At 40.9% G+C, this 11102-nt stretch carries 8 protein-coding genes; 1 reads left to right on the top strand and 7 read right to left on the bottom strand.

The window, feature by feature from the left end:
- Positions 1 to 459 precede the first annotated feature (459 nt).
- From QT716_RS14760 to dnaA, 7 genes are all read right to left on the bottom strand, one after another.
- Entirely contained in the window at positions 460 to 1575 is a 1116-nt protein-coding gene (locus QT716_RS14760; RefSeq protein ID WP_317936897.1) for an HD-GYP domain-containing protein, read from the bottom strand.
- Positions 1576 to 1684: 109 nt separating this feature from the next.
- Positions 1685 to 4240: a DNA gyrase subunit A gene (gene gyrA / locus QT716_RS14755; protein ID WP_317936896.1), complete on the bottom strand. Its 2556-nt coding sequence runs from the start codon at positions 4238 to 4240 to the stop codon at positions 1685 to 1687.
- Positions 4241 to 4319: 79 nt separating this feature from the next.
- Positions 4320 to 6242, bottom strand: coding sequence for a DNA topoisomerase (ATP-hydrolyzing) subunit B (gene gyrB / locus QT716_RS14750; RefSeq protein WP_317936895.1), 1923 nt, complete (start codon positions 6240 to 6242; stop codon positions 4320 to 4322).
- Between the two features lie 79 nt (positions 6243 to 6321).
- Positions 6322 to 7446 carry a DNA replication/repair protein RecF gene (gene recF, locus QT716_RS14745; RefSeq protein WP_317936894.1) on the bottom strand — a complete coding sequence of 375 codons (1125 nt, stop codon included), beginning with the start codon at positions 7444 to 7446 and terminating at the stop codon, positions 6322 to 6324.
- Positions 7436 to 7675, bottom strand: a complete 240-nt coding sequence (gene yaaA, locus QT716_RS14740; protein ID WP_317936893.1) for a S4 domain-containing protein YaaA — start codon at positions 7673 to 7675, stop codon at positions 7436 to 7438. The genes recF and yaaA overlap by 11 nt, the downstream gene beginning before the upstream one ends.
- A 99-nt stretch (positions 7676 to 7774) precedes the next feature.
- The gene (gene dnaN / locus QT716_RS14735) at positions 7775 to 8911 is read right to left on the bottom strand and encodes a DNA polymerase III subunit beta (RefSeq protein WP_317936892.1); all 1137 of its coding nucleotides are present in this window, start codon (positions 8909 to 8911) and stop codon (positions 7775 to 7777) included.
- 173 nt (positions 8912 to 9084) lie between these two features.
- Positions 9085 to 10434 carry a chromosomal replication initiator protein DnaA gene (gene dnaA, locus QT716_RS14730; protein ID WP_317936891.1) on the bottom strand — a complete coding sequence of 450 codons (1350 nt, stop codon included), beginning with the start codon at positions 10432 to 10434 and terminating at the stop codon, positions 9085 to 9087.
- Between the two features lie 531 nt (positions 10435 to 10965).
- Here dnaA and rpmH point away from each other — a divergent pair.
- Complete coding sequence (gene rpmH / locus QT716_RS14725) at positions 10966 to 11100, top strand: 50S ribosomal protein L34 (protein WP_317936890.1); 135 nt, start codon at positions 10966 to 10968, stop codon at positions 11098 to 11100.
- Positions 11101 to 11102 lie beyond the last annotated feature (2 nt).

The following is an 11102-nucleotide window of genomic DNA, read 5'->3' as shown; positions in this document are numbered from 1 at the left end:
TATTAGGCATGCCGCCAGCGTTCGTCCTGAGCCAGGATCAAACTCTCCATAAAAGAGAATTGATTGCTCAATTCGTACTGGCATCATTTAAGATGTCTATCAGATCGTTCGATCTGTTTGTGTTTGTTTCGCCGGCAAAGCCGGTTTCCCAAACGATAATTCGTTGACATTTTGCTGTTCAGTTTTCAAGGTTCATAGTGTTTCTCGTTGTTTTCAGCAACTCTTACAGTATAACATCCTGTAATGACACTGTCAACAACTTTATAAAACTATTTGTTTAGTTCGTTGCTGTAGTAGAAAACGTATCTGTAATAGCAACGTGATTCATCATACCATGCTATGTTTAGTAATGCAACACTAAGTTTCTAATAAGAACTATTTTACCTAGATAAAAGAAAAAGGACCTTTATATTCAATGTCTCCGATTGAGTATAGAGGTCCTTCAATGTTGCTTTACTTTTATTTAACTACAAGCTTCTCTATAGCTATCGAATAATCAGTAGTTAGATCTACCACTTCCCCATTACTTTTAAGTTTTATGCTTGGACGTAGTGGAGTCTTATGATTAATTGTAGTGACCTCACCAGATTCCCCATTTGTTAAAAGAACCTTATCACCTGCTGCGGGTGTACCGATTAGTTCAGAGAGTATATTAAGTACATCTATGTCGAATTTACCAAAGTCTTCTTCTTTCAACATCTCAACAACTCTGTATAGAGATTCCTTTGCACGGTACACTCGTTCACATGTCATTGCATGGAATACATCCGCTACTGCAAGAATTTGTGAGAGTGGAGAAATCTTTTCGCTTTTATCCCCTCTTGGGTATCCGCTGCCGTCGAGTCGTTCATGATGTTGTAAGACGGCAAGTTTCATCTCTTGACGCAGCAAAGAGCTATCTTGAATCATTTGAAAGCTATATATCGGATGCTTTTTAACTTCAATAAATTCATTGTTCGTCAAAAACGCAGCCTTTTCCAGTAAAACTGGATTAACCTTTGCCATTCCGCAGTCTGCAAGAGTTCCCGCAAGTCCAAGCTGAAGTGTCGTCCCTTTAGGATAGCCTAGCTCATTTGCAAGAACTGCCGTTACAATTCCAACAGAAACTGCATGATGATAAAGATAGTCTTTTCGATTTGAATACTCATTTAATATTACAAGCGAGTTTTTATGGGTCATAAATGTTTCAAGCAATGGCATAATGATCAATCTTACTTTGGCAATATCTAGCTTCATGCCTGATCTCCATGAGCTGAATTCTTTCTTATACTGATTCACTGCCTTTATATACATCGTTTGTATATCTACAGTACGACTTACATTCTCATTAAGTATCTGGTCTACATCACTTTTAATCGTGTCAGAATCAATGGCACTTTGCTGGTCTGTCTGAACCCTGCTGACGATTCGATCCTCTACTTTCACCTGTTTAATATTGAACAGGTAGAGTGTTTCGATATGCTCCATTTCAAGTATGGTGCCTTTTCGTAAGATGGGGAATACCGTATTTGCATAGATATCTTCAGCGACAGTTGTACCTGGCCTTAGATCGTTCAAGCTTCTGAAGTTCTCCAATTATAGTCACCGCTTTTCTTTACCGGATGATTGTACTCCTTCTATCATACGCTATTATAAACATCAAAAAAATACCGATATGGAATTTTATCCAAATCGGTATTTTTCATTAATCTTCTGTTTCTGTTGGATCTTCTGGTAGTTCATCTGATGTAACTTCAGTTTCTTCGGGTGAAGACTGTAGTGTCTGATCATCTTCAGTCAAGTTTTCCTCATCTTCATCCATGTCTTCTAATGACTCTTTTTCGACCTTTGCGACAGTGGCAACAAGTTCCTCATCCCCTAAACGAATTAAGCGAACCCCTTGCGTACTGCGGCCGATTTTAGATATTCCATCGATATCCATACGAATTAAAATCCCATGAAGTGTGATTAGCATCAGGTCCTCAGTACCATCTACTGATTTCATCGCCACCATTTTACCGTTACGTTCCGTAATATTTAACGTTTTCAGACCAAATCCACCACGAGACTGCAAGCGGTATTCGGAAATCGGAGTTCGTTTACCGAACCCATTTTCCGTTACAACTAGAATCTCATCATCTTCCTTTACGACGTCCATACCTACAACGTGGTCTCCTTCGCGTAAGCGAATTCCTATTACTCCACTTGCTGTACGACTCAAAGGTCGAATCGACTCTTCAGTAAACTGTATGAGCATCCCGTCTTTGGTGCCAATTGCTACCGTCGCGTTTCCATCAGTGAGCTTAACGTTGATAAGTTCATCTTCTTCACGCAGACGCAGTGCAATCAAACCATTAGAACGAATGTTGGCGAATGCCATTACTGAAGTCCGTTTGACAAGACCTTCTTGCGTCGAGAAGAACAAGAACTGTCCTTCTTCAAACTTTTTGATAGGAATCATTGTAGTTACTTTTTCATCTTTTTCAACGTCTAATAGATTTACTAGAGGGAGCCCCTTAGCTGTTCTGCTGAACTCAGGAACCTCATATCCCTTTTTACGGAACACACGGCCTTTGCTTGTAAAGAACAAGATTGTATCGTGTGTCGATGTATTTAACAAGTGCTCTACAAAGTCGTCGTCATTTGTACCCATACCCTGAATTCCGCGCCCTCCACGACGTTGGCTGCGATACGTACTTGCAGGCAACCGTTTCACGTAGCCATGATGCGTGAGTGTTAACACAGAATTCTCTTCAGGTATTAAGTCTTCATCTTCAAGCATATCGATACCGCCCAGTGTAATTTCTGTACGGCGCTTATCCTCAAAGCGATGTTTTACTTCAAGCAACTCTTCTTTAATAATTTCAATTACTTTTTGTTCATCAGCTAAGATGGCACGCAATTCATTGATAAGAACTACTAATTGTTGATATTCTTCTTCAATTTTGTCACGTTCCAGTCCTGTCAGCCGCTGCAATCGCATATCCAGAATGGCCTGCGCTTGACGATCTGAAAGACTATATCGTTCCATTAACCCGCTCTTTGCTTCATCAGCTGTCTTAGAACCACGAATCAATGCAATGATTTCATCAATATGATCCAGCGCAATACGCAAACCTTCCAAAATATGAGCACGGTCTTCCGCCTTTTTCAACTCATATTGTGTACGGCGGCGAATGACTACTTTTTGGTGTTCTAAGTAATGATGCAATATCTCTTTCAATGCCAATACTTTCGGCTGCCCGTCTACAAGTGCAAGCATATTAATACCAAAACTAGACTGAAGCGCAGTTTGTTTATACAAGTTATTTAGAAGTACGTGTGCATTCGCATCTCTGCGTACTTCAATAACTATGCGCATTCCTGTACGGTCAGATTCATCTGCAAGGTGTGTAATTCCTTCAATTTTCTTTTCCCGTACAAGATCTGCTATTTTTTCAATCAACCGAGCTTTGTTTACCTGATAAGGTAATTCGTAGACAATAATTGTCTCTTTGCCATTCGCTGCCTGCTCAATTTCAACCTTACCTCGAACTAATAACGAGCCGCGGCCTGTTTCATAGGCTCTGCGAATCCCACTTCTTCCAAGAATAATACCGCCTGTGGGGAAGTCAGGGCCAGGAATGATTTCCATCAATTCTTCTGTCGTAATGGCAGAGTTCTCTGCAAGAGCCAAAACACCGTCAATTGTTTCACCTAGGTGATGCGGCGGAATATTCGTTGCCATACCAACTGCAATTCCTGAGGTACCGTTCACTAAAAGGTTTGGAAAACGGCTAGGCAATACGATTGGTTCTCTTTCTTGGCCATCGTAGTTGTCTTTATAATCAATTGTGTCTTTATTTATATCACGCAATAGTTCCATAGCAATCCTCGACATGCGGGATTCCGTGTAACGCATTGCTGCGGCGGAGTCACCATCTACTGAACCGAAGTTTCCGTGGCCGTCTACAAGCATATAACGATAGTTAAAGTCTTGGGCCATGCGTACCATTGTATCGTAAACAGCAGTATCACCATGAGGGTGATACTTACCGATAACGTCTCCAACAATACGAGCGGATTTCTTATGTGCCTTATCTGCCGTATTCCCTAGATCTTGCATTGCATATAAAATACGACGATGAACGGGTTTCAATCCGTCGCGAACATCAGGAAGTGCCCGTGATACGATAACACTCATTGCATAGTCAAGAAATGACGTCTCCATCTCTTTACCAATATTAATTTCCTGCACACCGCGGTTTGGCAAATCTGCCATGTTGTCATGCTCCTTTCAGCCTGTCTTCTTTTTCTTATGAAATAAGACGGCTCTCCTTAACAGTCCGGATACTTAAGCCTTAAGCGTCCAGATTTTTTACGTATATAGCATTGTCTTCGATGAACTTCCGACGCGGTGCAACTTCGTCTCCCATAAGTCGGTTAAAAATTGCATCTGCCTCAATAGCGTTTTCTAAATGTACTTGAAGCAATGTACGCTGATCTGGATTCATCGTTGTTTCCCAAAGTTGCGTTGCATCCATCTCCCCTAAACCTTTGTAACGAGTAATAATAGGTTTCGGAGCTGCAGGTAAACGTTTTAAAATTTCTTGCAGTGCTTCTTCATCAAAACAATATTCCTCTTTTTTACCTTGCTTAACTCGGTATAGAGGCGGTTGTGCGATATATACATACCCTGCTTCAATTAACGGTCTCATGAAGCGGAAGAAGAATGTAAGAAGTAGTGTTCGAATATGAGCACCATCCACGTCTGCGTCTGTCATAATGACAATCTTATGATATCGGGCTTTTTCTAAGTTAAATTCTTCCCCAATTCCTGTACCGAGCGCCGTAATCATCATCCGAATTTCTTCGTTACCTAAAATACGATCAAGTCGCGCCTTCTCGACGTTTAGGATTTTACCTCGCAATGGCAAAATTGCTTGGAAGTGACGATCACGTCCGCCTTTTGCAGAACCTCCGGCAGAGTCTCCCTCTACGATGTATAGTTCACTAATTGCAGGATTACGAGATGAACAATCTGACAGTTTACCTGGCAGACTGGACACTTCAAGTGCAGACTTTCTACGTGTGAATTCACGCGCGTTTTTAGCAGCCAGACGAGCACGTGCTGCCATTAAACTCTTGTCGATCACTTTTCGTGCAACTTGCGGGTTTTCCATCATGAATCGCTGGAAGCCTTCCGAGAATAACGAATTGACAATGGTGCTCACTTCAGAGTTCCCCAGTTTTGTTTTTGTTTGTCCCTCAAACTGTGGATCTGGGTGTTTGATAGATACAATTGCTGTTAATCCTTCACGAACGTCATCACCTGTCAGGTTTTGATCGGCTTCGCGCAATAGACCATTTTTACGTGCATAATCATTGATAACACGTGTCAGTGCAGTCTTGAAACCAGATTCGTGCGTACCGCCTTCATACGTATTAATGTTGTTTGCAAATGACAGCAAATTATCAGCGAATCCGCTATTGTACTGCATGGCAATTTCTATTGAAATACCATCCTTCTCACCCTCTATAAAAATCGGGTCCTCAAAGATCGGTTCTTTATTCTCGTTCAAATGTTCAACGTATGATTTAATACCGCCTTCGTAGTAATACGTATCTTTACGTTCCTCTTCCTCACGGTTATCCGATATTGTAATGCGAAGACCGCGATTCAAGTAAGCAAGTTCTTGTAAACGATGTTGCAAAATACCATATTCGTACGTTGTCGTTTCAGTAAAAATCTCTGGATCTGCCTTGAAACGTGTTGAGGTACCAGTTTCATCGGATTCGCCAACAACTGTAAGTTCTTGAACTACTTTACCCCGACTGAATTTAATAACGTATAATTTTCCATTACGTCTAACAAATACTTCGGTCTCCTCCGACAAAGCGTTTACAACTGAAGACCCTACACCGTGCAAGCCGCCAGAGACTTTATATCCGCCCCCGCCAAACTTACCGCCTGCGTGCAGGACCGTCATAATAACTTCAACTGCCGGACGTCCAGTGGACTCTTGAATATCTACTGGTATACCTCGGCCATTATCATCTACACGTATCCAGTTATCTTTTTCAATAGTCACTTCTATGTGATCGCAGTAACCTGCTAATGCCTCGTCAATACTATTGTCGACAATTTCCCAGACCAAATGGTGAAGTCCTTTTCCGCTTGTCGTTCCAATGTACATACCTGGGCGTTTTCGAACTGCTTCTAACCCTTCGAGCACTTGGATCTGATTGGCATCATATGCATTTTGCAGCTCTTTTTCATCCATCGCCAAACCGTTCACCTTTCCTTTCCGAACACGCCGACATCCCGGTCTTATTTTTCCGGTATCTATACTTACACAGGTCTTACACGTTTTCCCGTTTTGAAACGGTACCGTCTTCTACTTCATAGATAGCAGCCTGACGAATTGTCTCGTGCTCGATTCCTGCAATGGTAGTTGTTGTAACAAATGTTTGTACTTGCCCTTGAATGGTATTCAGTAAATGAGATTGACGATAGTCATCCAATTCACTTAACACATCATCAAGCAGCAAAATAGGGGATTCCCCGACTTCTTGACGAACTAACTCGATTTCAGCAAGTTTTAATGACAATGCTGTAGTTCGCTGCTGTCCTTGGGATCCATAAGTTTGAATATCATAACCATTTACCATGAAGGTTAAGTCATCACGGTGCGGTCCAATTAAAGTAATTCCCCGGTCAAGCTCCCTTGTTTTCACTTCGTTCAGCTTACTCATCAAGACTTCTTTCATTTCATCTGCTGATAGTTCAGGTGATAACTCTTTTAGGGTGCTATAAGAGACTTCCAAGCTTTCTAGTTCACGTGAAATACCATGATGAATCGGCCCTGCCCACTTCTGCAGGAGCTCTAAAAAGTAATATCGTTTTTTTATAATCTGAACTGCCTTGTCTACAAACTGTTCAGTATAAACGTCAAACATCACATCTTTTAGCTCTCGTTTACCACGGTTATCTTTAAGTATTGCGTTTCTTTGTTTCAAAAGTTTTTGATAGGTCAGCAAGTCATTTAAATAGACTGGAGAAATTTGACCAATCTCCATATCCAGAAAACGTCTTCTCACTTGAGGACTCCCTTTGACTAGGTTTAAATCCTCAGGAGCGAACATAACTACGTTTACTTGACCAATATATAAACTTAGTCGGTTTTGCTCAATATGATTAACGCGGGCTTTCTTCCCCTTTTTGGAAATCACAAGCTCAATCGGAAGATGCCCATACTTGCGTTCAATATCCCCTTTTATTTTACCATACTCCTGGCCCCAGCGGATAAGTTCACGATCATTTGACGTCCGATGTGATTTTGCCATGGCTAGTACATATATTGCTTCCATGACATTTGTTTTGCCTTGCGCATTTTCGCCAATGAACACGTTGATATGTGGAGAGAATGATAAATCGAGGGAGGCATAATTTCTGTAGTCAGTTAAAGCGAGGTGATCAATGTACATCCCGGGTTCCATAAGGATCAGCCATTAGCTTATACTTGCCGGCGCCTGGTAAGAGAATTACATCACCATCATATAGTTTCCTGCCTCTCCGCTGTTCTGCTTCACCGTTGACATAGACTATATTTTCACTTAAAAACCATTTCGCCATTCCGCCAGAACTGATTGCATTCGTCATTTTCAGCAGCTGCCCCAGTGTTACATACTCAGTATTGAAACGTAGTTCTTCCATTTGCATTCAATCCCTCATCAAGTTAGTTTGTATTTCTATTTTACCGAACTTTTGACTATAAGTAAAAAGGATAGCCGCTTTACGGCCATCCTTTTTTGTTCAGTATGTTCGTACAGGCAATATGAGTTGCAGAATTGACTCATTGTCTGTTGCTTTTAGTATGAATGGCCGCATTGTACCAGTGAAGTGAATTTCAATATTTTGCCCGTCAATGGCCTTTAGTGCATCCATCATATACTTGGCGCTAAATGAAATTCTTAAGTCTTCCCCTGACACCTCTTGAGCTTCAATCAATTCCTCTACTTTACCTACTTCAGGTGAATTTGAAGAAACTTCAAGTGTATTTCCTTCTTCAGCTGCAAAACGAACAATATTGTTTCGGTCTTCACGAGCCAATAATGATGCACGGTCAATGGCTTGTAACAACTGTTTTCCGTTAACTGTAACAGATGTTTTGTATTCAGAAGGAATTAGACGGGACGTATCTGGATAATTCCCTTCTAGCAATCTGGAGTAGAACAAAACATTACGTGTTTTAAACAGCACTTGCTGCTCCGCAAAGATAATCTCCGTGGAATCTTGTGAATCTGGCAAGATTTTGTTCAACTCTTGAAGACTCTTTCCTGGAATTACAATGCTGAAAGGCTGTTCAGGTACATGTTCAGGCATTGTTTTACGACGAGCTAGTCGATGACTATCTGTAGCTACGCAAACTAGTTCCCCGTCTTTTAACTCCCAATGAACTCCAGTAAGAATAGGCCGTGTTTCATGTTGGGATACTGCAAAAACAGTTTCCCGAATGACAGACTTAATCAAATCTGATGGAAGAGACATTCTATGTTCGTCTGAAACTACTGGCAGCACTGGATATTCATATGGATCAGATCCAATCAAGTGGAATTCCGATTTCCCAGAACGGATATGTGTATGCATACCTTCAGTTACTTCAATCATAACTTCATTTGTAGGCAGCTTTCGAACAATCTCACTGAAGAACTTTGCTTGGAGAACAATCATGCCGCTTTCCATTACTTGAATAATTTGCTCTCCGTCTTGTTCGACAGGAATTGTTGTACAGATTGTAATGTCTGAATCACTGCCTGTCATTGTGAGTCCTTTTTCATTTACTTCGATTTTGATACCCGTGAGAATCTGGATTGTCACTTTTTGACTGATGGCTTTCATGACATCGCTTAGACCATCAAGCAATTTGTCTCTCATGATTTCAAATTTCATGTAAACCCCTCGCTTATATAATGAATTAAAGTACTTAAAAGAATAGTAGTAATAGTAGTAGGGCCTGTGGATATGTGGAAAAGCCCTTTGAAGAGATATACATCATAGTTTTCCACATGTGCATAACCTGTTCGTGAACGTGCACTAGTTATTCTAAGATATCCACAGTCTCGTTAACTTCTTCCTAACGCTGCACGAATGTCTTGAATATCTTGCTGCAGTGATTTATCCTCTTTGACCATTTTAGAAATCTTCTCATGAGCGTGAATGACTGTTGAATGATCACGCCCTCCAAACTCTGAACCAATCTTTGGTAAAGAAGCATCTGTTAGTTCTCTAGAAAGATACATCGCAACCTGGCGCGGGAATGCAATTGCCCGTGTTCTTTTCTTAGCCGAAAAGTCTTCCAATCGAACGCTAAAGTGCTCTCCTACTGTCTTTTGAATGTCAATAATCGTAACAGTTCTTGGACGGGCATTAGGAATAATGTCTTTTAGAGCTTCTGCAGCTAAGTCAGGTGTGATGTCCATATTTACAAGTGATGAATACGCAACAACGCGTATTAAGGCCCCTTCAAGTTCACGTATATTCGTGTAAATCTGATTGGCAATGTATAGCATTACTTCATTAGGGATATCAATAAGACCATCTGCTTTAGCTTTCTTTCGAAGTATAGCAATCCGTGTCTCAAGATCAGGCGGTGCAATATCAGTGATTAGTCCCCATTCAAAGCGGGATCTTAGTCTGTCTTCCAATGTCGGAATCTCTTTCGGAGGCCGGTCACTGGAGATGACAATTTGCTTAGATTCTTCATGCAAAGTATTAAATGTATGGAAGAATTCCTCTTGCGTCTGTTCTTTTCCGGCAAGAAACTGAATATCATCAATTAGCAGTACGTCTACGCTTCTATATTGGTCTCGAAACTCACCAGCTTTGTTGTCTCTAATGGAGTTAATGAACTCATTCGTGAACTTTTCACTCGATAGATAGACAACTTTAAGCGCAGGATTTTGTTCCAACACGTAGTGTCCGATTGCATGCATGAGGTGGGTTTTACCAAGGCCGACGCCCCCATAGATGAAAAGCGGATTATATGACTTTGCAGGTGCTTCGGCAACTGCCAGTGAAGCAGCATGCGCAAATCGATTTCCTGAACCGATTACGAACGTATCGAATGTATACTTCGGATTCAGCATTGCCGCAGTTGTTGCTACAGCGGACTTTTCTACTTTTTTAACCACTGGTTTTGGGACGGCAAAGTCTTTCTCTGTCATATCCTCTGGAACCACAAATTGAATTAACCGGTCTTCACCAGTCAACTCAGAAAGAATTCCTGTAATTAAATGTACGTAGTGGCTCTCCAGCCATTCTTTTGAAAACGAATTCGGAACAGCAATTGTTACATTTTCAGTTCCGTAAGATAAAAGTTTTGTCGATTTCAGCCAAGTTTCAAAACTAGGTCTGGAGATTTTTTCTTCCACTTTCGACAGAACTTCCTGCCAAAGGTTTTCTAAATGCTCCACAAGTGAACCTCCTTTTCGCCGAACTAAACCCGGAAGTATGTATTATACACAGTTTCCACGCCTGTGGGTAACTATTACTAAAAGTTGTTGAAAAAATTATCCACAACTTATTAACAATTGTGGATAAGAGTATTTGTATAAAATTATATGCACAACAAAATCTTTCTCATTGTATCAGGAAATCTCTATCGTGACAAGGGATGAGCAAAGTTATTCACATAGCCCGCAAATGTGGACAGAAACGTTATCCACAGGGAGGGATATGTGAAAAACTTGTCGACAAATGTTGCATGTTGAAAAAATCTGAACTAAAAACATACACAGAACAAAAATTCGTTTCGTGAGGAAAGTGTGGATAACTTAATTCAGTGAATTACGATTGATTCATATAGTTGATGCGTTAGATCTGGAGGAAGTTATTAAGTGCATCGTGAAAAACCGTTTGACAATGACGCATCTGGCGGATATACTTGTCAAGACTGTTATATGTAACATGTAATTGAGTCAGTAAAGCAGGAGGTGTCTTCTAAAATGAAACGTACATTCCAACCAAATACACGTAAACGCAGTAAAGTCCACGGCTTCCGTGCACGCATGAGCTCTAAAAACGGACGCAGAGTCCTTGCAGCCCGTCGCAGAAAAGGAAGAAAAGTTCTTTCAGCGTAAGC

Origin of the sequence: Sporosarcina aquimarina, assembly GCF_033253705.1 — a bacterium.
Lineage (GTDB): Bacteria > Bacillota > Bacilli > Bacillales_A > Planococcaceae > Sporosarcina > Sporosarcina aquimarina.
Note: the sequence above shows the minus strand (reverse complement) of the source record. Positions and strands in the feature narration are given on the sequence as shown.

What these genes read in the sequence shown, in the direction of transcription:
- rpmH (WP_317936890.1), top strand. Translation starts at nt 10,966, where the DNA reads ATGAAACGTACATTCCAACCAAATACACGTAAACGCAGTAAAGTCCAC.
- recF (WP_317936894.1), bottom strand. Translation starts at nt 7,446, where the DNA reads ATGTACATTGATCACCTCGCTTTAACTGACTACAGAAATTATGCCTCC.
- yaaA (WP_317936893.1), bottom strand. Translation starts at nt 7,675, where the DNA reads ATGGAAGAACTACGTTTCAATACTGAGTATGTAACACTGGGGCAGCTG.
- dnaN (WP_317936892.1), bottom strand. Translation starts at nt 8,911, where the DNA reads ATGAAATTTGAAATCATGAGAGACAAATTGCTTGATGGTCTAAGCGAT.
- gyrB (WP_317936895.1), bottom strand. Translation starts at nt 6,242, where the DNA reads ATGGATGAAAAAGAGCTGCAAAATGCATATGATGCCAATCAGATCCAA.
- gyrA (WP_317936896.1), bottom strand. Translation starts at nt 4,240, where the DNA reads ATGGCAGATTTGCCAAACCGCGGTGTGCAGGAAATTAATATTGGTAAA.